This window comes from Rossellomorea sp. QJM3NY_18, from assembly GCF_056173145.1.
This window is the reverse complement of the sequence record NZ_CM149659.1, coordinates 1,112,747-1,131,494: the sequence shown is the minus strand read 5'-3', so window position 1 is coordinate 1,131,494 and position 18,748 is coordinate 1,112,747. Positions and strand designations below refer to the sequence as shown.

General features: G+C 44.0%; 24 protein-coding genes. 8 read left to right on the top strand and 16 right to left on the bottom strand.

Annotation, left to right across the window (positions count from 1 at the left end; all coding sequences use genetic code 11):
• Window position 1 precedes the first annotated feature (1 nt).
• Both AC0VXY_RS05855 and AC0VXY_RS05850 read right to left on the bottom strand, forming a co-directional pair.
• A complete protein-coding gene (locus AC0VXY_RS05855) occupies window positions 2-253 on the bottom strand; it encodes a FeoA family protein (RefSeq protein ID WP_435992457.1) in 252 nt (83 codons plus the stop codon).
• 222 nt (window positions 254-475) lie between these two features.
• Complete coding sequence (locus AC0VXY_RS05850) at window positions 476-1,021, bottom strand: GNAT family N-acetyltransferase (RefSeq protein ID WP_475527264.1); 546 nt, start codon at window positions 1,019-1,021, stop codon at window positions 476-478.
• A 202-nt stretch (window positions 1,022-1,223) separates the two neighbouring features.
• Between AC0VXY_RS05850 and AC0VXY_RS05845 the strand changes: the two genes are divergently transcribed.
• Window positions 1,224-1,898, top strand: coding sequence for an NAD(P)H-dependent oxidoreductase (locus AC0VXY_RS05845; RefSeq protein WP_475527263.1), 675 nt, complete (start codon window positions 1,224-1,226; stop codon window positions 1,896-1,898).
• A gap of 49 nt (window positions 1,899-1,947) precedes the next feature.
• Here AC0VXY_RS05845 and AC0VXY_RS05840 read toward each other — a convergent pair whose 3' ends face one another.
• The 8 genes from AC0VXY_RS05840 to AC0VXY_RS05805 all read right to left on the bottom strand — a co-directional run bounded on the left by AC0VXY_RS05840 (window position 1,948) and on the right by AC0VXY_RS05805 (window position 7,972).
• Window positions 1,948-3,195 carry an ATP-binding protein gene (locus AC0VXY_RS05840; RefSeq protein WP_475527262.1) on the bottom strand — a complete coding sequence of 416 codons (1,248 nt, stop codon included), beginning with the start codon at window positions 3,193-3,195 and terminating at the stop codon, window positions 1,948-1,950.
• A gap of 37 nt (window positions 3,196-3,232) precedes the next feature.
• Window positions 3,233-3,802 (bottom strand): helix-turn-helix domain-containing protein, encoded by a 570-nt coding sequence (locus AC0VXY_RS05835; RefSeq protein ID WP_435992465.1) that lies wholly within the window; start codon window positions 3,800-3,802, stop codon window positions 3,233-3,235.
• Window positions 3,803-4,016: 214 nt separating this feature from the next.
• Window positions 4,017-5,075, bottom strand: a complete 1,059-nt coding sequence (locus AC0VXY_RS05830) for a C45 family autoproteolytic acyltransferase/hydolase (RefSeq protein WP_475527261.1) — start codon at window positions 5,073-5,075, stop codon at window positions 4,017-4,019.
• 78 nt (window positions 5,076-5,153) lie between these two features.
• Window positions 5,154-5,303: a hypothetical protein gene (locus tag AC0VXY_RS05825; RefSeq protein ID WP_475527260.1), complete on the bottom strand. Its 150-nt coding sequence runs from the start codon at window positions 5,301-5,303 to the stop codon at window positions 5,154-5,156.
• Window positions 5,278-5,862: an ATP-dependent Clp endopeptidase proteolytic subunit ClpP gene (clpP, locus tag AC0VXY_RS05820; protein ID WP_034762392.1), complete on the bottom strand. Its 585-nt coding sequence runs from the start codon at window positions 5,860-5,862 to the stop codon at window positions 5,278-5,280. The genes AC0VXY_RS05825 and clpP overlap by 26 nt, the downstream gene beginning before the upstream one ends.
• 21 nt (window positions 5,863-5,883) lie before the next feature.
• The gene (locus AC0VXY_RS05815; protein ID WP_475527259.1) at window positions 5,884-6,558 is read right to left on the bottom strand and encodes a sigma factor-like helix-turn-helix DNA-binding protein; all 675 of its coding nucleotides are present in this window, start codon (window positions 6,556-6,558) and stop codon (window positions 5,884-5,886) included.
• Between the two features lie 202 nt (window positions 6,559-6,760).
• Entirely contained in the window at window positions 6,761-7,057 is a 297-nt protein-coding gene (locus AC0VXY_RS05810; protein WP_475527258.1) for a hypothetical protein, read from the bottom strand.
• Between the two features lie 48 nt (window positions 7,058-7,105).
• Window positions 7,106-7,972, bottom strand: a complete 867-nt coding sequence (locus AC0VXY_RS05805; protein ID WP_475527257.1) for a DMT family transporter — start codon at window positions 7,970-7,972, stop codon at window positions 7,106-7,108.
• Window positions 7,973-8,194: 222 nt separating this feature from the next.
• Between AC0VXY_RS05805 and AC0VXY_RS05800 the strand changes: the two genes are divergently transcribed.
• Complete coding sequence (locus tag AC0VXY_RS05800; RefSeq protein WP_475527256.1) at window positions 8,195-9,043, top strand: hypothetical protein; 849 nt, start codon at window positions 8,195-8,197, stop codon at window positions 9,041-9,043.
• Window positions 9,031-9,831 (top strand): hypothetical protein, encoded by an 801-nt coding sequence (locus AC0VXY_RS05795; RefSeq protein WP_475527255.1) that lies wholly within the window; start codon window positions 9,031-9,033, stop codon window positions 9,829-9,831. Before AC0VXY_RS05800 ends, AC0VXY_RS05795 begins: the two co-directional genes overlap by 13 nt.
• 54 nt (window positions 9,832-9,885) lie before the next feature.
• Here AC0VXY_RS05795 and AC0VXY_RS05790 read toward each other — a convergent pair whose 3' ends face one another.
• Window positions 9,886-10,743 carry an AraC family transcriptional regulator gene (locus AC0VXY_RS05790; RefSeq protein WP_475527254.1) on the bottom strand — a complete coding sequence of 286 codons (858 nt, stop codon included), beginning with the start codon at window positions 10,741-10,743 and terminating at the stop codon, window positions 9,886-9,888.
• Between the two features lie 248 nt (window positions 10,744-10,991).
• On the opposite strand from AC0VXY_RS05790, the gene AC0VXY_RS05785 reads away from it, so the two are divergent.
• Both AC0VXY_RS05785 and AC0VXY_RS05780 read left to right on the top strand, forming a co-directional pair.
• Window positions 10,992-11,426, top strand: a complete 435-nt coding sequence (locus AC0VXY_RS05785) for an SRPBCC family protein (protein ID WP_475527253.1) — start codon at window positions 10,992-10,994, stop codon at window positions 11,424-11,426.
• On the top strand, window positions 11,427-11,750 hold the full coding sequence (locus AC0VXY_RS05780; protein WP_475527252.1) for an ArsR/SmtB family transcription factor: 324 nt from the start codon (window positions 11,427-11,429) through the stop codon (window positions 11,748-11,750). It begins immediately after the preceding gene.
• A 120-nt stretch (window positions 11,751-11,870) separates the two neighbouring features.
• On the opposite strand, the gene AC0VXY_RS05775 is transcribed toward AC0VXY_RS05780, so the two are convergent.
• The gene (locus AC0VXY_RS05775) at window positions 11,871-12,806 is read right to left on the bottom strand and encodes an NADP-dependent oxidoreductase (protein ID WP_475527251.1); all 936 of its coding nucleotides are present in this window, start codon (window positions 12,804-12,806) and stop codon (window positions 11,871-11,873) included.
• Between the two features lie 190 nt (window positions 12,807-12,996).
• On the opposite strand from AC0VXY_RS05775, the gene AC0VXY_RS05770 reads away from it, so the two are divergent.
• Window positions 12,997-14,415, top strand: coding sequence for an NAD-dependent succinate-semialdehyde dehydrogenase (locus AC0VXY_RS05770; RefSeq protein ID WP_475527250.1), 1,419 nt, complete (start codon window positions 12,997-12,999; stop codon window positions 14,413-14,415).
• A 45-nt stretch (window positions 14,416-14,460) separates the two neighbouring features.
• Here AC0VXY_RS05770 and AC0VXY_RS05765 read toward each other — a convergent pair whose 3' ends face one another.
• Entirely contained in the window at window positions 14,461-14,634 is a 174-nt protein-coding gene (locus tag AC0VXY_RS05765; RefSeq protein WP_435992490.1) for a hypothetical protein, read from the bottom strand.
• A 328-nt stretch (window positions 14,635-14,962) separates the two neighbouring features.
• Between AC0VXY_RS05765 and brnQ the strand changes: the two genes are divergently transcribed.
• A complete protein-coding gene (brnQ, locus tag AC0VXY_RS05760; RefSeq protein WP_475527249.1) occupies window positions 14,963-16,261 on the top strand; it encodes a branched-chain amino acid transport system II carrier protein in 1,299 nt (432 codons plus the stop codon).
• 65 nt (window positions 16,262-16,326) lie between these two features.
• Here the strand turns inward: brnQ and AC0VXY_RS05755 are convergent, their stop codons facing one another.
• Together AC0VXY_RS05755 and AC0VXY_RS05750 are read right to left on the bottom strand one after the other, a co-directional pair.
• Window positions 16,327-16,785 (bottom strand): GNAT family N-acetyltransferase, encoded by a 459-nt coding sequence (locus AC0VXY_RS05755; protein ID WP_475527248.1) that lies wholly within the window; start codon window positions 16,783-16,785, stop codon window positions 16,327-16,329.
• Between the two features lie 123 nt (window positions 16,786-16,908).
• A complete protein-coding gene (locus AC0VXY_RS05750; protein WP_034762355.1) occupies window positions 16,909-17,403 on the bottom strand; it encodes a lactoylglutathione lyase family protein in 495 nt (164 codons plus the stop codon).
• A gap of 132 nt (window positions 17,404-17,535) precedes the next feature.
• Here AC0VXY_RS05750 and AC0VXY_RS05745 point away from each other — a divergent pair, with 132 nt between their 5' ends.
• The gene (locus AC0VXY_RS05745; RefSeq protein ID WP_475527247.1) at window positions 17,536-17,868 is read left to right on the top strand and encodes a winged helix-turn-helix transcriptional regulator; all 333 of its coding nucleotides are present in this window, start codon (window positions 17,536-17,538) and stop codon (window positions 17,866-17,868) included.
• 96 nt (window positions 17,869-17,964) lie between these two features.
• On the opposite strand, the gene AC0VXY_RS05740 is transcribed toward AC0VXY_RS05745, so the two are convergent.
• On the bottom strand, window positions 17,965-18,582 hold the full coding sequence (locus AC0VXY_RS05740; protein WP_475527246.1) for a LysE family translocator: 618 nt from the start codon (window positions 18,580-18,582) through the stop codon (window positions 17,965-17,967).
• Window positions 18,583-18,748 lie beyond the last annotated feature (166 nt).

Below are 18,748 nucleotides of genomic sequence, written 5' to 3'. Positions count from 1 at the left end.
CTTACGCACCTCCTATTTTCTCAACATGAATCCTTGAACTTTCTTCTTTACGGAGGGCAATCGTCGTATCACTCACCCGAAAGGCCATTGGATCCCCCAGTGGACTTTTTTGAACGACCGTGATCTCGGATCCCTTCACAAATCCTAAATCCAATAATCTTCTTCTCATCGTACCTTCTAATGATAATGATGTTATAAGAACGCGATCTCCCGGCTTACATTCTGAGAGAAGTAACGTTTTGACTTCGGACATGTTTGATTCCTCCGGTAAATTATATTGTCTTTGCGTTAAAAAGTTTCCCTAGTGCAAATTATATGTTCATCTTATTCCCTTCACCCCCGAAATGTCAAACAAAGTTTTATATTTTTATAGAATTTTCCGATTAGATCTCCACAAGTCTTATCCTTTTACAAGAAAAAGAGGCATCTGGCAACCAGATACCTCTTTCTTAATAAATCATATGGAACTCTTCTTCTAACCAAGATATCCTAATAGATCAAGCTCACCCTCTTCCCATTCTTTCTCACCCACCGCTTTCACCATCAGCTCATTGATTACTTCATACCCAATGCCAGCCGTTTTTTGTGTTTCGTCATCTACCTTTAACCATTTGCATCGGTTGTGAACTTTCTTGTAACCATTTCTTTCATATACTTTTGGATGATCCGCAAATAATATGATAAAGTCGATGTCCCGTTTGCCGCAGAATCCATCTGCTTCCTTCAGTAGTTGTGAAGCGATGCCCCGGGAACGGTTGGCTGCAGACACACAAACATCGATGAGACTCAGCACATTGATTCGGCGTCCATTCAGATTCATCACCCGATAATCACATGCAATATGTCCAACCAAACGATCCTCTATGTATGCCAAAAATCTTAAGTGAGGCTTCTGTTTGAAATAGATCCTGTCCAGAGGATAATCCTCTCCGAAGCACTCACATAATAACGGCTGCAAGTGACTTTGAACCCTTCCGTTTATATCGAGTTCCGAAACCTTTCTTATTTCAACATAATTCATAATCTCTTCCCTCCCCATGTATTTTCAACACGCCTATCCCTTTACAGGCTCTCTTATCTTCTTTTCCTTATTTACGGATACGATCAACCATTTGTTTAACCTTACCGAAAAAAAAGTTTCAGCAAACACATCACATGATTAACCTTCGGGACTTGTGGTAAGTTAAACATGTTGGAATTAATGGATAAGGAGTGAATGTTCGATGTCTACAAAAGACCAAATCAAGCAAGACATACTAGATGCTTACCATTTCAGACATGCAACCAAGGAATTTGATCCGAATAAAAAGGTGTCTGATGACGATTTCAGATTCATTATGGAAACGGGTCGACTGTCACCAAGCTCATTTGGATTCGAGCCATGGAGATTTGTGGTCATCCAAAATCCTGAACTGAGAGAAAAGATCAAGAACACCGCGTGGGGAGCGTACGGAAAACTGCCGGAAGCCAGTCATTTCGTCGTGATCCTTGCAAGGACAAAGAAAGATACCAAGTACGATTCAGACTATTTACAGGATCATTTTAAAAATAAAAAGAACATGCCTGAGGATCATTTGGCAAAGTATTTAGAACGAATCGAACAATTCCAGAAGGTTGATTTCGATTTACTTGAAGGCGAGCGTCCTCTATACGACTGGGCCGGAAAGCAGACTTACTTAGCCCTTGGTAATATGATGACCGCTGCTGCCCAGATCGGCGTAGACTCCTGCCCGATTGAAGGCTTTGACATTAAAAAAATGAATAAGCTGCTGGATGAAGAAGGCTTACTTGAAGACGGAAGTTTCAGCATTTCGGTCATGGTTGCATTCGGTTACCGTGTCAACGAACCTGCACCTAAATCACGCCGTCCTTATGAAGATATCGTGAAGTTTGTGTGATGATGTGAAAAGGAATCCCGCTTTCGCCGGGATTCCTTTTTTAATCTATTCACCCTGTATCTGCCTTCAGAGACTTGTCCAATTCTATAAAAACAGTGGTACCTCTATTTAACTCACTTTCCACTTGGATATTGCCCTTCATCGAATGCACAATAATAGTGGCTGCCATCATACCCAGGCCCGTTCCCTCATCCTTTGTCGTAAAAAAGGGTTCTCCAAACCGTTGAATTTGTTCCTTCGTCATCCCCTTCCCAGAATCAGAAATGGAAATCATAAGGTTTTCTTTTTCAACCATGGTGATGGACACCTCCCCACCAAGAGGCATGGACTCTATGGCATTTAATAGTATATTTCCAATACATTTCCGAAAGCTATTACGTTGACCATCCACATACACCTCATCTATAAGCTCATGGTGGAATGAAACCTGTCCAGCCTCAGAGTTTAAAGTTTCGATTAGTTCTAGGATGGACTGCTTTACATCAATTCTTTCTATTTTATCCGCAGCTGAGTTTGTGAACGTCAAATACTCCTCTATGACATGAGTGGCTTCATCAATGCCTTTTAAAGACAGTTCAATAAATTCCCTCTGTGTTTTTTCGTTTCTTTCTTCTTGTACAAGCTGCAGGAATCCTTTGGAGGATGTTAGAGGATTTCGTATCTCATGAGATATACTGGCAGCCAATTGACTTACCACTCTCAGCTTCTCATGTTGGGAGAATGTTTTTCTCAGCATCATTACTTTTCGTATCATTTCCGATATCATCACAGAAATCATGGTGGCAGCTAAAGGAATAATCACAAGATAAAGATACTCATCCACTGAAATCTCAGCTTGATGGATATATCCAAATAAGAGATTAAAGATTGTCATACTAAAACAAATGGCAACCGTAAAGACCATTTTCACTTTTTTCTTAGCCCGCAGAAAACCTTTTGAAAAGGCTGACAAAATGATAAAGGTGATAAAATAGTTGAGGATCACTAAATGAATCAGACTGCTCCCGATGATCAAGTAACGTAACGCGATAATGATGATCATCAAAACAAATGATACGGCCGGTCCAAAATATAAGCTGGCCAGAAAAAAAGGTATCCTTCTTAAATCGACATAAACTCCATTTGTCAGCTTATGACTGAACATCACACATAACAGGATCGTAGCCGTTGAAAGTATGATAACGATTCCTTTTGATGGTTGCTTCTTTGTCACGTCGTAATAAAGGGCGAATAGCAAGAGTGCCACTACAATAAATAAAAAATTCAATAATAAGTTCGTTAAAACAGAATCATGCATGTGTACACCCCTCTCTCACTTCAATCGGACAATCTTATCAGGAGGGAATTTCATAATCCTTGGCCTGTTCCTCTTCTTTAATCAGCTGAGTGGAGGCAGAGCTTCCTCCAATCAGTTTACCTTTATGATTAAATAAGGGGTGGCAGGTAACATCATATTCATATGTTTGATCGGATAACGGAAAAGAGATTTTCCTTCTAATGGATGTACGAACACTAATGACCTCTTGCTTTAATTTCATTAATTCCCTGGTACCATCATTATCTTCTAATTCCACGTCCCGCTTACCAATTACTGAAACAGGATCGAAGTCCGTATGAGGGTTGAAAATCCATGTATATCTTAACTCTAAATCAAAATGGGCAATCACCATTGGGGAATCTTGCAGGGCGAAATAAAAGGGACTTTCCTCCAACTCGAAGACGGAAACATGAAAATTCAACAGCTCTGCCAAATTCTCTGCCAGCCTCCTGCTTGGTACTCTGACGCCACTTTCAATTTTCGAATAGTAGGACCTGTCGATATGAATTAAATAGGCAATTTCTTCTTGGCTATACCCCTTCATCTTTCTTAATCGTTCTAGCCAATTTCTCTTTTGATGACTCATTCGCATCCCTCCTACAAAACCTTTCTAGTTCTATTATACTGATTCAATATCCAAAAACTATGTGACTATTTTGTCACTATTGCAAAATAACGTAAAACCGACTAAAAGCCCTACATTTAAGGAAAAAACAGAAAAATTCTGCTAGTAAAATGGAATTTATGTCACCATCCATTCATAAAAAAAGAACTCCAGGAGTAATCCTGAAGTCCCGCATTTAGTTCCTGAACCAATCCGCCCCCTCATCCATATGAACAAACGGAATGTCAGTATCCACTTTACCCATCACTTTTTCCTGTTCAACATCCTTACCCTTTAGCCATTCGGCAAAATCAAAGATAACAGGCTCCCTATCCCCTCCAAGGGCAAACCATGCTTTCATTTCTTTCGGAAAATAAGCCGATGTATGGATCGTGCCGGCCCAGCTACCATAAAGATCTGAGAATACCCCTTTATCACTGTCATTCATTAATCGGAAGGCATTATGAGCGTCTTGGTCACCCGCTTCCCTCATGACGCTCAATCTTCGCTTGGAATCGACCAGGTGATTTCTGTTCTCATGGGTCATGATTTCAAAATGATTGGTACATGCATTCGCTTGGCGAGTCTCAACCCCACGCGGTGAGGTTTCCACTATAAACGTTTCCCCGCTCCTGTCATACACGACATAGCTGAATGAGTGCCGATGAGGGATCTGCTTCAACATGTCAACGGCTTCGGTAACATCTTTACACGATTCGAGGATCAATCGTCCAATCATGCAGCAGATGAAACCATCACCGGGATTTTTCCGGTGCATGAAGTTGTATCCCATTGCCAAGCCCTTTTCGTTCATGCCATCCATCCTGCCCGTCACGCGCTGACTGGGACCGATGATCGCGTATCCTTTATCCGTAGGCTGATAAAACGTATACCTTCCCTCATACGTTTTCGGATGATAATCATAATTCCTGATTAGATAATCTTCACCCGTTACGATTGAGCAGCCGGACTTCACATAATCCACCCGGTAGCCGCCAAACTCCTTCAACACCCGCTCCATCGGCCACTGGAGTGCTTCCTGTAATCCAAGAAGCTCATCCCAGATCCCTGGGGCAAATCGATTGATCGCATTCTTTGTTTCTTCAACACTGATAGAAAACCGGGGTTTTCGTACCTTCCATTGATTCTCCCGATTTTTAACCGTTATGGAACCTTTTATCCGTTCCCCTTGCATAAACCCGAAGTCATAATGGGACCCTCGAAATTGAATCACATCGCTATGTATTGTTTTCATGTTAAAACCTCGTTTTCATCATAATCTATTCTACAAGGATAATAGAATGGATGAGAAAAAGAAAGAAATCGCTATCTCCTATACATGCTTATCAACGAGTGATTGTACCAGGTACAGAATCACCACTCTGTACCTGGTACATTCCAGTTCGTTCAGCTGCTGAATAAAAAAAGAACGGCCATCAAGACCGTTCCCCCATCCATCATTTCTTCTTCTCGATAATCTCATCAATGATCCCATATTCCTTCGCCTCATAAGCACTCATGAAATAGTCACGGTCCGTATCAAATGCAACTTTTTCAACCGATTGACCCGTCTTCTCCGCAATGATTTCATTGATATGTTCCCTTAATTTCAGGATGCGCTTTGCCGAGATTTCAAGATCTGTCGCCTGACCACGCGCTCCCCCTAAAGGCTGGTGGATCATGATTTCACTGTTCGGAAGGGCAAATCGTTTTCCTTTTGTGCCTGCCAAGAGCAACATCGCGCCGAATGATGCCGCCATGCCCGTGCAGATCGTCCGCACATCGGGACTGATATACTCCATCGTATCAAAGATCGCGAATCCCGCCGAAGTCGAGCCCCCCGGACTGTTGATATACAAGGAAATGTCTTTATCGGGATCATCTGCTGCAAGGAATAATAATTGAGCAACGATGCTATTGGCCATATGATCATTCACTTCGTCACTCACCATGATGATCCGGTCCTTTAATAACCGTGAATAAATATCGTAGGAACGTTCCCCTTTACTTGATTGTTCAATCACATAAGGTATTGCATTCATATCTTCTTCCTCCCTCATTCGTTATGCAGCCATCGAGAGGACGTTCGAAGGCGAAGGAGATGCCGGTGCAATCATGTGGACTGTTGTACCATTGGCAAGCAGCGTCGGGATGTAGGCAATCAGAAGACTGGGATCCTGTGCTTTCAGGCTCCGATATAAAATGGCGTTCAACTCTTTTTGAAGAGTATCGTCTCCATATGGTTCACTTTCGCCCCATTCATCATCGCCGAAGATCTTTTTCAGCTTGGATCTGGAACGGTTCAGCAATGCCTTCACAGCGGTTTCTGTCAATTTTAATAAAACGGCCACTTCAGAAATCTTGTACTGAAAGGCTTCCTTTAAGACAAAGGAAACCAGTTGCTTAGGCGTCAACCTGCTGGAAAGCACGCCGACCATCTCAGGACTGATCCATTCTTTTGGATGGATTTCCACACCAGACTCCGGAACAGATCCGATTGTTTCCCTGCTCTCTTTCCGTCCCTTATCGATCCACAGATGATAGGCCATTTTCTTCAGTAAAGCTGGACTCCAATCCTGACGATCAGGGTAGCGGCTGAGGGCTTTATAAACCGATTCCTGGGCAAGATCCTCCCCGTCCCATTTGTCCTTCGTCAGAAAATAGCAATACCGGAACAGTTTTGGGACCATTTCTTCGATCCCTTCTTCGTCCAGGTTGAATACCGATCTCATTTGCATTGTCTTCACTCCTTTGCATCCTCTCATGCTTATAACGGATAAGGTTGTGAAAAAGATATGGGTAAAAGGATGATTTTATTATTATTATATCCAACAGGTGGGAGTTGGGTAATAAATTGGTTTCATCTCATGATGAGTCGATGATCGGGGGAATGTGAATGGTTTATCGCATGGGGTTGGAAAGGATCGTACCTGATAAGAATCAGGCACGATTTTTATGTTGCTCTAATAATCGCTTTAACTTCTCAGGATCATCCACTCTCAAAGCCACTTTAGATATCTCTTCTCTTCTACCCATGAAGAGTGTTGCTTCGACGGGCTCCTTCAAGATCAGGATCACTTGAGGATGAATCTCTTCAAAGTCTTTCTGCATAAAGACCATGGTGCATTTACTTGGTTTCTTCTCACCCCATTCCATCTCCTCGATGTTTGATAGGGGCAGAATCAGTCGCTGCCTTAATCCCTGCACGACACGGTTGGAAAATGGTAAATGTTTCATTTTTTTAACCGTAAAAAACCTATCCACCATGTGATGGATAGGCTTCATTCATGCTGCTTGTTTTTTACCCGCTTCATTATTTTTCAGGAACATATACAATGATGCCCCGAAGATTACAATGTATCCGATAATACTGAAGACATCCGGCACCTGCCCGAACAGGAAGATGCTGATAAGTGCGGAATACACGACAGTGGAATAGAAAAAGATCGATATCTCCCTCGCCGGCGCAAACTTGTACGCGATCGTGATCCCGAACTGACCGACTGTCGCAAAGACACCTGCGGATAACAGGTATATCCACTGTTTCGCACTCATCGGTTCATAAAATCCGATGACGAACGGAAGCAGCACGACCGTCGTGAAAAAGGAAAAGTAAAAGACGACTGTATAAAACTTCTCCCTGCTCCCGAGCACCCGGAGGACCGTGTAGGCACCTGCTGCAAAAATAGCGGAACACACCCCTGCAACGTATGGGATGACATCAAATGAGAACGCCGGTTTGATGATGAACAGCGTCCCGATGAACGCAATGATGATCGCCACCACCTGAAAGACGCGGGTCCGCTCTTTCAACAATAGCGCCGAAAAGATGATGGTCAGAAACGGACTAAGTTTGTTCAGCATATCGGCATCGGACAGCACAAGATGATCGATGGCATAAAAAAAGAGCACGATCCCGACAGCCCCTAAACCGGAACGCAGTAGAAGTAGTTTTTGATTTTCTTTTTTTCCGAATAGGCGTTCCTTGTGGTATCGGACAAAACCGAATGCAATGAACGCAGAGACGATATTCCGGAAGAAGGTTTTCTGGATCGTAGGCACATCCCCCGATAACTTGACAAATGCCGCCATCAAGGAGAAACCAAACGCTGATAATAATAATAGTAATATGCCTTTATTTCGATTTGACATTATATCCTCCAATGATAAACAATTTAGCAGCTAAATTAGTGTATCAAAAAAAAGAGGCAAAGAAAAAAATCCGAACCGTTACCTATTTTTTCCTGAAAAAGGAATGTCTTTTGAACTAGACGGGTATAGGAACAAATAGTATTCACACTCTCTGTATAGGAAAATCTTCCTCACTTATACGGTTATTGAAACATACAGGGTCTTCATCCGTAGATACATACCATGAAAAAATCAGAGGTGACCAGTTTGACGTTAATCGACGTACTACAAGAAAGAATTTCTATATATGAAGTGGAAGATCATCAGGATGTTTCAGAGAACATTGTCCATCATTTAGATGATCGCATCATACAGCTTCTCAAGAAGGACAACGAGTCCAATGCCCGGATTATCATTCACACTTCCAGGGAAATGACCGTTACGACGGACAAGGAGGAATTCGAGGCATTTGAAAAAAGAGAACAGCAATATAAGAGATTGGATACCATCTGTTCGGTCTTCTTCAGGAAAAAGACGAAAGACAAAGACCTACAGGCATTCCTTGATTTTCTTGAACTCTTTGCCGTCCCCAGCCGTTCACAGAACGACTTGCTTTCCTGCTATAATGTTTTGAACGAACTGAAAACGTATGACGAGGAAACGACCCAATACAATAAAGTCCTTTACAGGAACTTTATGACTGCGGATGTGGATAAAGCAACTATTCGTGGAGTCATGAAGCAACTGCATGAATGTTTCACGGTATTCCGTCAACTGTCCAAAATGCCTTCAGCCCAGATCAAAAAACTGATCTCGCCTGCAAAAGTCATCTATTTCGCTGTCCTTACCTGGAAGATGACGAAATGGAAGGTGTATAACTTTTGGCACGACCATTATTTTTACCTGTTCAGCAAATGGGAATCCAATCCTGACAGATTTGAAGAAATGTATGAAACCTTGTGTCCGACTTCCGGGGTGACATATACAGGTGATGAAAGTGCTCGCCTACAGAGTAAAACAATCTCGATTACAAATAGAGACCTTTATATTGAAAATGCAGAAGAAAGGAATGAAGCACCATGGCATTCCTGATCATCCCTCTTGCCACCATACCGTTTCTCATTTATATGTTTGCCTTGATGGACCATCACCGGCATTACAGGGTCCTCCTGAGATACGCTTTAATCAGTGCAGGGATTTGGGCTGTAATCTTTTCTGTCACCCTCATCGTAAACCTCCATTACTTGGAGGAATATGGTTTCCCACTCCTTCCAACCGGATCAGAAATCAAGATCATGTTGATGGTTTGCGGATTATTATTGGGAATGATCATGTTGATCGTCATCCTGATGGGAATCTTTTCACGAACGCCATTTATGCAATCAATCATGCAAAGTTCTCCCATTTTCATTGTCATAAGCCTATTATGCCTGACCATGATGATGATTTTCATTTTCGTCCTGCCCGTCGCAGAGAAATCCACCTACGCTGCGGCCATGAAGCGAGCAGATAAATCTTTAAGCGATATGGATACACAAACCGATCAGCCGATTGGGATGACGCTTTCGATGTCACAGCAGATATGCTACTCAAACTCCTCATCCTGCAGGGGATCGGATTATTCCAACCTCGTATTCATGAGGAACTTTGAGGATCGTGACCTGCTGGTCCAAGTTCAGATTGCGTTTTATGATTCTTCGGGGAATGTTATGGACACCATTGAAACGGATACTATGTCCATTGGTGCGAATGAAACGATCCCCTTCCTCCCGAAAAGTGAAACCACTAGGGACACTAGCCTGTGGAATCGGTTTACCATTGATACAGATGAACGTACAGCAAACATTCAATATCGCTACCGGTATAAAGAGGCCAATTAAAAGAAGAAGCACCTGCTCAAAATTCAGGTGCTTCTTCTTTTTTAAAACATGACCTTATTTCTTCATAACGGGAACCCAGACCTCGCACCTGTAATCCTCGTCATTCGGATTCCCCGGCGGATATAGTTCAAATTCAGGCGCATCTCCATGCTCATACCCTGTAGACGGGAACCATTCAGAGAAAATCCTTTTCCACACACTTTGAATCGCGTCAGGCATCGGACCGACCGATTCAAATACTGCCCATGTGGAAGCAGGTATCTCCTTTACCTCCAGCGGGGGATGAGTGTCAGACTTCTTTTCTGATCCGATAAAATAGGTGAACTCTTCATTCGGATAATCAAACTCCATGCAGATTCCGAGCATTTCATCATTACCCGCAGCCTCGCAAATCTCACTGTCCAAGCCGGAAGTATTCACCTCATCCCAAAATGTCGGAATCTCCTTCAAGTTTTGGCCATTATTGGTTGAGACTCTTTTCCCTTTTCCAATCACCCGAAAGGCTTCTTTTTCAACGATTTTATAATTCATTTCAACTTCCCCTTTTAATTGGATTTGGAAGGAGATACGCGGGAATGCTTTCAAAGGAGTTCCCGATTCTCTCACCTGGGATGGTGAAACACCGTGAGCTTTTCGAAACGCCTTCGAGAAGGATTCGGGTGTTTCGTAACCATACCTGAAAGCGACATCAATGACCTTCACATTCGGATGATTCAGTTCCTGAGCCGCAAGAGTCAGCCTTCTTCTCCGGATGTACTCAGCTACAGTGCAGCCTGTGACTAAAGAAAACAGCCGTTGAAAGTGAAACTTCGAGTTCAGCGAGAGCCTGGCAAGCTCCTCCATCTTGATCTCCCCTTCAAGATTTTCCTCTATATACTGAATGCAGTCATTCATCCTATGAAGCATTTCCATGGTTTATCTTCTCCTGTCTCAACTAATGTACCATGCAGATTGTATATACTCCGGTCATTCTGTGCGATGTGGTGACCGGTGTTTCTTTATAAATTGTACAAAGTATGCAGATACTAGTATTCACCAAGACACTACTTCTACACTCTTTCAACTATCTCCTCTTTTCATTGACGCGAAACCATATGGTGTTATATTATTAAAATGAAACCAATTGGTGTTATTTTAATCACAGAAAGCAGGCGAGAAATATGAAATCAAGTCAAAACAATCAGCTTCAAGATATTAACCAAACTGTCCTCTTCAATACCCCCATCCAGAAGGTTTGGGACACCGTTTCCACTTCAGAAGGAATATCTTCATGGTTCATGCCCAATGATTTTCAACCGGAAGTCGGGTGCGAATTTCATATTCAGTCCCCTTTCGGTCCGTCTCCATGTAAGGTATTGGAAGTTGAGGAGCCTCATAAGCTGTCCTTCTCCTGGGATACGGATGGCTGGGTCGTCACTTTCCTTTTAAAAGAGGTTGGGACACAAACCGAATTCACGTTGATTCATGGTGGCTGGAAGCATGATGATGCCGTAGTTTCAAAACCGAACGAAAAAAGCTCTGTTATCCGGGAACGAATGGCGAACGGTTGGGTCGGCATTGTGGACCAGCGCCTTCGGAAGGTTGTGGAGGAATAATTGTCCGCCGTTAAACATGACGTATTTCAGGCGATTGCAGACCCGACCCGCCGGGAAGTGCTTCGCCTTCTTTCGGAAAAAGAGATGCCTATTTCCGCTCTGACTTCCCATTTTCCGATGAGCCGGACCGCCATTGCAAAGCATCTTGCCATCCTGACAGAAGCCGAGTTGGTTTCAGGTGAAAAAATCGGCAGGGAAAAGATCTATCGCCTTCAGCCTGAGCCCCTCGCAGAACTAAAGGACTGGTTAGAATATTATGAACAGTTCTGGAGCAATAAACTGACCAAGCTGAAATATGTTCTGGAAGAGAATAATGAAGATTGAATTATGGGAGGGACCGTCAAGTGTCCTTTACATTATTCGAATGACGTTCTTCACAGATGGCTATATCGGTGATAAAAAAGAGGGACGGACCTTTTTTCCAAAGGTCCGTCCCTCTTATCATTATTTCACTTTGATCACGATTTTCCCTTTTGCGTGGTGCGTTTCGCTGAGTGCGTGAGCATCTTTTACTCCTTGTTCACTCAATTCGAATGTTTCTCCGATCACTGGCTTTAATTGACCGGATTCGTACAGGTCGGCAAGCTTTGAGAGTTGCTCGCCTTTGGGATCAAGCCAAAGGAATTCGGCTTTCACTCCGTACTTAGCTGCTTCCTCCTCTTTCGGGGGCTCTGCAATCGATACGAGCTTCCCATTTTCCTTGAGGACTTTATAGCTGTTCGACTGAACCTCTCCGCCCATGGTATCCACCACCAGGTCAAAGCCCTGTAACACGTCACTGAAGTCTTCTTCTTTATAATTGATGAATTGATCAGCTCCCAATGATTGGACGAACTCCTCATTCTTTCCGCTTGCGGTTGTGGCGACATGTGCTCCGAAGCTTTTGGCTATCTGAATCGCGAAATTCCCTACCCCGCCGGATCCTGCGTGGATCAGTACCTTATCGCCTTCTTTGATTTCACCAAAGTCGACTAAGCACTGCCAGGCTGTCAATCCTGCCAGCGGAATCGCAGCCGCTTCTTCAAAGCTCATGTTTTCAGGCATTTTAGCGAGCAACTCTTTATCCACTGCCACATACTCAGCGTAGGTACCTTCCCTTGTCGTAGCCGGCCTGGCAAATACACGGTCACCCACTTCGAACCCTTTTACATTTTTACCTTTTTCAGCGATCACTCCCGCTGCATCCCATCCAAGGATGATTGGGAATTCAAAGTCCAGCATCTCTTTTAAATAGCCTGCCCTCACCTTCCAATCAATCGGGTTGATGGATGTAGCATGATTTTCGAGCAAGATTTGATTGTCCCCGATCACCGGCTGATCGATTTCTTTTTCTTGTAAAACGTCTTTGTCTCCATACTGGTTGATGATGATGGCTTTCATATTGTTTCGCCCTCCTTGTATTTATTCATACGGTTTATCTTCCCTCTTACTTAGGGTATTTAAACAATGGAGAGCCCATCGTCATTTATTAAAATGTATTACTGGATTCTTCCCTCACACTATTGTAAATTTAAGACAACCTACATAGTCATAAGCATATGGGAATCTATCTTACTAAAGGAGGAACACTATGCAACACTATAATCTCATCATCAATGGAGAACAAACCGGATCAGATCTTGAAAAGAAAGAGGTAACCAATCCTGCTACATCAGAAGTGATCTCAACCATTCCAAATGGAGGCAAGAAAGAGGCGTCAAAGGCGGTGGATGCCGCTCATGAGGCATTCAAGGAATGGTCCCAATTCTCGGCATACGAACGAAGTGAACTCATCCGAAATTGGTATGATCTTGTTAATGAAAACAAAGAGGATCTTGCACGCACGATGACCATCGAGCAAGGAAAACCGTTAAAAGAGGCACTCGGCGAAATTCAATATGCCAACGGATTCATCTCTTGGTATGCAGAAGAAGGAAAGCGTGTTTACGGGGAACAGATCCCTGCCACTCAGCGGAACAAGCGATTATTCGTCCATAAGCAGCCGGTCGGGGTTGTAGCAGTCATTACTCCGTGGAACTTCCCTGCGGCAATGATCACACGAAAGGTTGCACCGGCACTTGCCACCGGCTGTACGGTCGTGATCAAACCGGCAAATCAAACCCCTTTGACTGCGTTAAAGATGGCTGCTCTTGCTGATGAAGCCGGCATCCCGAAAGGCGTCATTAACGTCGTGACAGGTGATTCGAAATCCATCGGGGAAGCGTGGATGGAAGATACACGCGTCCGGAAACTGACCTTCACCGGTTCAACGGAAGTCGGAAAGGTCCTGATGAAGGGATCAGCGGACACTGTTAAGAAAATATCCCTGGAACTTGGAGGCCACGCCCCTGTTATTGTAATGGATGACTCTGATTTGGAAAAAGCCGTTGACGGTGTCATCGCCTCTAAATTCAGGAATGCCGGCCAAACCTGCGTCTGTTCCAATCGGATCTATGTCCATGAATCTATCGCAGATACTTTTTCTGAAAAACTCGTTGAAAAAGTGAAGGGGCTGAAAGTCGGAAACGGGCTCGAAGAAGGCGTCGATATCGGTCCACTAATCGATGAGGATGCCATCGAGAAAGTCCGCAAGCATGTGGAAGATGCCGTAGACAAAGGAGCTTCCGTTGCCTACGGAGGAAAAAGAATAGAAGGGCTATATTTTGAACCTACCGTCTTGACGAACGTCAACGATGACATGCTGTGCATGAATGACGAAACATTCGGACCGGTCGCGCCGATCACCACCTTCAAAACCGAAGAGGAAGCCATCGAACGGGCCAATGACTCCATTTACGGCCTCGCTGCCTATGTATTCACCGAGAATATCACCAAGGGGATCCGGATCAGTGAGCAACTTGAATACGGAATCGTCGGACTGAACGATGGGATGCCATCGACTCCACAAGCTCCATTCGGAGGATTCAAGCAAAGCGGCCTCGGCCGCGAAGGCGGTCATCAGGGCATAGAAGAATTTTTGGAAGTCAAGTATATTTCCCTAGGATTGTAAGCACAATGCACAGACAAAGGCACGCATCCCCACGCGTGCCTTTGTCTATTTTTTTCGAAAATGCACCCTGATTTCCCGGTACAGATACAATGCCCCGGTCATTAGGAATAAGAAAATAATAAAATTCATATTTTCCGGTCCAATAAACCCTTCAAACCCTTGCAAAAATAAGAATAGCATCCCGAAAGAAAGATAGATTGCCGCAGCAACATGCTTCATGGAACCAACTCCCCCACTTTTTCTATATACATATTCCAGACCCATTCTTTCCATTACCTGAAGACAGAGAAGAAATTAACATTATAGTAGGAAAATTCATTGACGACCCAAATAGCCTGTGCTAGATTGTGAGTATTAATGAAATTTTAAAAAAGAAGAAAAGTATGAATATAGCAAATCTGTTTTTCCTTACGAAAGTTTGGAACATAGGGAATATGGTTAGTTATGCGAGTTCAGACTCGTCCCTGATCAGGGGCGGGTTTTTTCATGTGTTATGTAAAATGTGACTGAAGGCCTATCAGTCGGTCATTCATTTGGAGGCGTGTGTATGAGAAAAAGAGATGTCCTGATTTCGGGATTCATGCTTTTTTCGTTATTTTTTGGTGCTGGGAATTTAATATTTCCGCCCTATCTCGGGATGGAATCCGGAACCCACTTTCTAGCAGCGATTGCCGGATTTATTTTAACGGCAGTGTTCCTGCCTTTTTTAACGATCATTTCCGTATCCCTTTCAAAAAATGGATTATTATCGATTGGTGAACGAGTCCACCCCTTGTTCGGGATTGTTTTTGCCGTTGTGATTTATTTGTCCATCGGTGCTCTTTACGGAATCCCGAGGGCTTCCAATGTGGCGTACGAATTGGGATTTCTGCAAATGGTCAGTGTGGAAGGGCCGCTTCCATTATTATTATTCTCGATCGCTTTCTTTGGGTTGACCTACTTGCTCAGCATCAATCCTAAAAAAGTGATTGATCTCGTCGGACAATTTTTAACACCCATATTACTTATAGTATTAGCGGTACTATGCGTACGGGCTTTTTTCACCTTTGATTATATTGACGTGAAAGCGACAGAAAAGTTCCAGTCAGCACCGTTCCTGAAAGGCTTCCTTGAAGGGTATTTCACGATGGACGCCGTGGCTGCCCTGGCTTTCGGCATTGTCATCATCAATGGCCTAAAGGATAAAGGAGCTTCCGGAAATAAAGAGCTGATCCGTGGAACCATCAGTGCCGGAATGATTGCCGCCTTCGGATTGGTGATGGTATACCTTTCCCTCGGGTGGATCGGACGGGTGGTTCCCCATGAAGCACCGATCAGCAATGGTGCTGAAATACTCGTATTAGCATCCCAGCAACTATTTGGCTACAGTGGCAATCTCCTTTTTGGTTTGATTGTGATGATTGCTTGTTTGACGACATGCATCGGACTGATCAATGCGTGCGGCCGCTTTTTCCATGAGATTTATCCAAGATACTCATATAAAGCATATGTACTGATTTTTATCCTGATCGGGATGGCCGTGACCAACCTGGGGCTGAATATGATATTAAAGGTCGCCACCCCCCTGCTTGTTCTCATTTATCCCGTGGCGATTGTGCTCGTAGCCCTTTCCCTCTTTCAGCACTTCTTCGGGGAAAGCAGAAGGATGTATGTGTATGGTGTCAGCATAGCAGCGGTCTTTTCCTTATACGAAATGCTCGCAAGCCTCAACCTGAAAATGGAAGGAATACAGGGAGCCATCAGCCATCTTCCCTTAAGTGCAAATGGACTTGCCTGGACCACCCCCGCCCTAGTGGCCGCCATCATCGGATACGGTCTGGACCTCTTTCAGAAGAAAATCATTTGAGGGACGGACCTCTCAAAAAAAAAGCAGCAAGAGGATGTGACCCATCACATTCCCCTTGCTGCTTTTTATATACTGGTCTGTTTTTGATAAACTTTCATAGAACCTCCACTGAGACCAATGGCTTCGGTTGCATGAGTCCACCCGTATTTTTCATAATATCCTTCCAGGTCAGTCGTCAGGTAAAGCCAGTTGTACCCTTTTTTATGAGCCTCCTTGAGAGCATGGTCGAGGAGGATCGAACCAAGTCCGTCCCCTCTCTGGTCAGGGTGAACATACAGGCAGGCAAACCACGGATACAGGTCCTGACGGCTGTTGAGATCGTTTCTTAATAATGCGTACGTGCCGATGATTTCACCCCCTTGCACAGCGATATAAAAACGGGGAAGGTCCGCTTCAGTATGACAGGAATGAAACATGCAATCGTGGTAGAACCTGTAATTATCCTCATTTCCCCATTGTCCCCAGAACACCTTCACTGCTTGTTCAAACATGTTTGAATCCTTTTGTAATTCTATTATTTTCATTGCGGTTTTCCTCTCTCACTTATGGAATGTATCACTCATACATTCTTCATCCGTGACAGAAAACCTCTTTCAAAAAAGAAAAAAGGCACGCCCAAACATAGAACATGCCTTTTTTTTCATCAATTAGTAAGCCCCATCGGAGTAAGTTAATTCATAGCTGTGGGAATAAATCTCGAAAATATTTCCGAATGGATCCTCCACATACACCATGCGGTACGGTTTTTCACCGGGATAATACTCACGGACCGGCATACGCTGCTTTCCTCCGTGCTGCTTGATCTTTTCGACCATGCCTTCTACATCGGGGTCCTGGATACAGAAATGGAATAATCCAGTCTTCCAATACTCGAAGTTATTCTCCGGTTTTTCATTATGAGGGAATTCAAATAGCTCGATCCCGATTTTATCACCTGTTGCCATGTGGGCGATTCTGAACTTCTCCCAGTCGTTTCCGAACACGTCGCGGCACATCTGACCGATCGCCGTGTCGTCATTTTCGACATCGGAAGGTTCCATGATGACGTACCAGCCGAATACCTCCTGGTAAAATTTTATCGCTTCTTCAAGGCTTGGGACGGATAGTCCTATATGAGAAAATGATCTTGGATATGGTAACATTGAATGGTTCCTCCTTTGTTTTGATTAGTTTCATCTAACACGACTTCATTATACGAAGAGAAGCGTATCTATGTAAGAATGCACTTTTTTGTGAGAAACTAACCTTTAGGTAAGAAAGGACTGGTTAAAGATATGGATATCCCCATCGATCAAGACGGAAAACTGAAGTGTTCAATTGAGTACACATTGAGGAAAATCGGAGGTAAATGGAAGACCGTCATCCTCTGGCACCTCGGGACGGAGGGCACTCACCGGTACAATGAACTCCGCCGTCTTCTTCCAGGTGTCGCCCACAAAGTACTGAGCCAGCAGCTGAAAGAACTCGAAGAAGAAGGATTCATCAACCGCACCCAATACGACACCATCCCCCCTAAAGTCGAATACTCCATGACCGACCTCGGCATGACCCTCATGCCCATCCTCCACCACATGCACCAGTGGGGAAATGAGCATGGGGATTTCTAAGAAGAGAGAGGGAGGGACGGACCTCCAAGCGGGTACCTTATGTAAAGTAGAAATCCCATTTGGAGGTCCGTCCCTCAATTAAACCCGTGCCGCAGATTATATCAGGTCAATCAAAAAGAGTACACTGAATATTGTTAGGACGATGCCCGCTGCTCGATTAATTATTTTTAGTGAGTCTGGTCCGAGCCTGCTGCTTATCCAGCCACCCACGAAGGCAAGTATCCCCCACCATAGAGCAGAACCGGAAAATACTCCCGATATCACTGTCAAAGAGGTCAGGAAATCCTCAGGACCTGCCACCCGAAACACCCCGAAGATCGCGATAAAGGCAAGAATGGTCATCGGATTCGTGAGCGTTAATAAGAAAATGGACAAAAATCCTTTCACCGACGAAGGAGTATCCAGCCCCCCTGCGTATAATGCAGCCGGTTGTGAGGTGAAAGTCTTCCAACCCAACAGCAAAAGGAATACCCCTCCCCATACTTGAATCCAGAACTGATGAGCCATAAGGAAGCCGGAAACGACCGTGAGCCCCATAACGGCAATCAACCCATATAAGGCATCTGCCGTGGCAGCTCCCAACCCTGATAAGAAACCTGCCCGTCTCCCATATGCCAGTGTCCTTTGTATGCATAGGATCCCGACAGGTCCAACAGGTGCAGCAATGGCCACTCCTATAATAACGCTCTTTAAAAACAGTAATGCAGCAGTCATTGTTCCCTCTCCTTATTCTGAAGAAAACATATCTGATTGTAACAACAAGAAGAACCTTCATTAGGAAGATCCATCATCAGTGTCGTCTTTGTCCAGATGAAATGATTATCACAAGGAGGGACGGACCTCCAACAAATCCCTCAATGAATTCCAAGAGAACCGTTTG

What these genes read in the sequence shown, in the direction of transcription:
- AC0VXY_RS05750 (WP_034762355.1), bottom strand. Translation starts at nt 17,403, where the DNA reads ATGTTACCATATCCAAGATCATTTTCTCATATAGGACTATCCGTCCCA.
- clpP (WP_034762392.1), bottom strand. Translation starts at nt 5,862, where the DNA reads ATGAATGCAATACCTTATGTGATTGAACAATCAAGTAAAGGGGAACGT.
- AC0VXY_RS05815 (WP_475527259.1), bottom strand. Translation starts at nt 6,558, where the DNA reads ATGCAAATGAGATCGGTATTCAACCTGGACGAAGAAGGGATCGAAGAA.
- AC0VXY_RS05810 (WP_475527258.1), bottom strand. Translation starts at nt 7,057, where the DNA reads ATGAAACATTTACCATTTTCCAACCGTGTCGTGCAGGGATTAAGGCAG.
- AC0VXY_RS05835 (WP_435992465.1), bottom strand. Translation starts at nt 3,802, where the DNA reads ATGAGTCATCAAAAGAGAAATTGGCTAGAACGATTAAGAAAGATGAAG.
- AC0VXY_RS05800 (WP_475527256.1), top strand. Translation starts at nt 8,195, where the DNA reads ATGAAAAAATCAGAGGTGACCAGTTTGACGTTAATCGACGTACTACAA.
- AC0VXY_RS05805 (WP_475527257.1), bottom strand. Translation starts at nt 7,972, where the DNA reads ATGTCAAATCGAAATAAAGGCATATTACTATTATTATTATCAGCGTTT.
- AC0VXY_RS05785 (WP_475527253.1), top strand. Translation starts at nt 10,992, where the DNA reads ATGAAATCAAGTCAAAACAATCAGCTTCAAGATATTAACCAAACTGTC.
- AC0VXY_RS05775 (WP_475527251.1), bottom strand. Translation starts at nt 12,806, where the DNA reads ATGAAAGCCATCATCATCAACCAGTATGGAGACAAAGACGTTTTACAA.
- AC0VXY_RS05845 (WP_475527263.1), top strand. Translation starts at nt 1,224, where the DNA reads ATGTCTACAAAAGACCAAATCAAGCAAGACATACTAGATGCTTACCAT.
- AC0VXY_RS05740 (WP_475527246.1), bottom strand. Translation starts at nt 18,582, where the DNA reads ATGACTGCTGCATTACTGTTTTTAAAGAGCGTTATTATAGGAGTGGCC.
- AC0VXY_RS05850 (WP_475527264.1), bottom strand. Translation starts at nt 1,021, where the DNA reads ATGAATTATGTTGAAATAAGAAAGGTTTCGGAACTCGATATAAACGGA.
- brnQ (WP_475527249.1), top strand. Translation starts at nt 14,963, where the DNA reads ATGAGAAAAAGAGATGTCCTGATTTCGGGATTCATGCTTTTTTCGTTA.
- AC0VXY_RS05855 (WP_435992457.1), bottom strand. Translation starts at nt 253, where the DNA reads ATGTCCGAAGTCAAAACGTTACTTCTCTCAGAATGTAAGCCGGGAGAT.
- AC0VXY_RS05840 (WP_475527262.1), bottom strand. Translation starts at nt 3,195, where the DNA reads ATGCATGATTCTGTTTTAACGAACTTATTATTGAATTTTTTATTTATT.
- AC0VXY_RS05765 (WP_435992490.1), bottom strand. Translation starts at nt 14,634, where the DNA reads ATGAAGCATGTTGCTGCGGCAATCTATCTTTCTTTCGGGATGCTATTC.
- AC0VXY_RS05790 (WP_475527254.1), bottom strand. Translation starts at nt 10,743, where the DNA reads ATGGAAATGCTTCATAGGATGAATGACTGCATTCAGTATATAGAGGAA.
- AC0VXY_RS05755 (WP_475527248.1), bottom strand. Translation starts at nt 16,785, where the DNA reads ATGAAAATAATAGAATTACAAAAGGATTCAAACATGTTTGAACAAGCA.
- AC0VXY_RS05830 (WP_475527261.1), bottom strand. Translation starts at nt 5,075, where the DNA reads ATGAAAACAATACATAGCGATGTGATTCAATTTCGAGGGTCCCATTAT.
- AC0VXY_RS05745 (WP_475527247.1), top strand. Translation starts at nt 17,536, where the DNA reads ATGGATATCCCCATCGATCAAGACGGAAAACTGAAGTGTTCAATTGAG.
- AC0VXY_RS05825 (WP_475527260.1), bottom strand. Translation starts at nt 5,303, where the DNA reads ATGAGATTATCGAGAAGAAGAAATGATGGATGGGGGAACGGTCTTGAT.
- AC0VXY_RS05795 (WP_475527255.1), top strand. Translation starts at nt 9,031, where the DNA reads ATGGCATTCCTGATCATCCCTCTTGCCACCATACCGTTTCTCATTTAT.
- AC0VXY_RS05770 (WP_475527250.1), top strand. Translation starts at nt 12,997, where the DNA reads ATGCAACACTATAATCTCATCATCAATGGAGAACAAACCGGATCAGAT.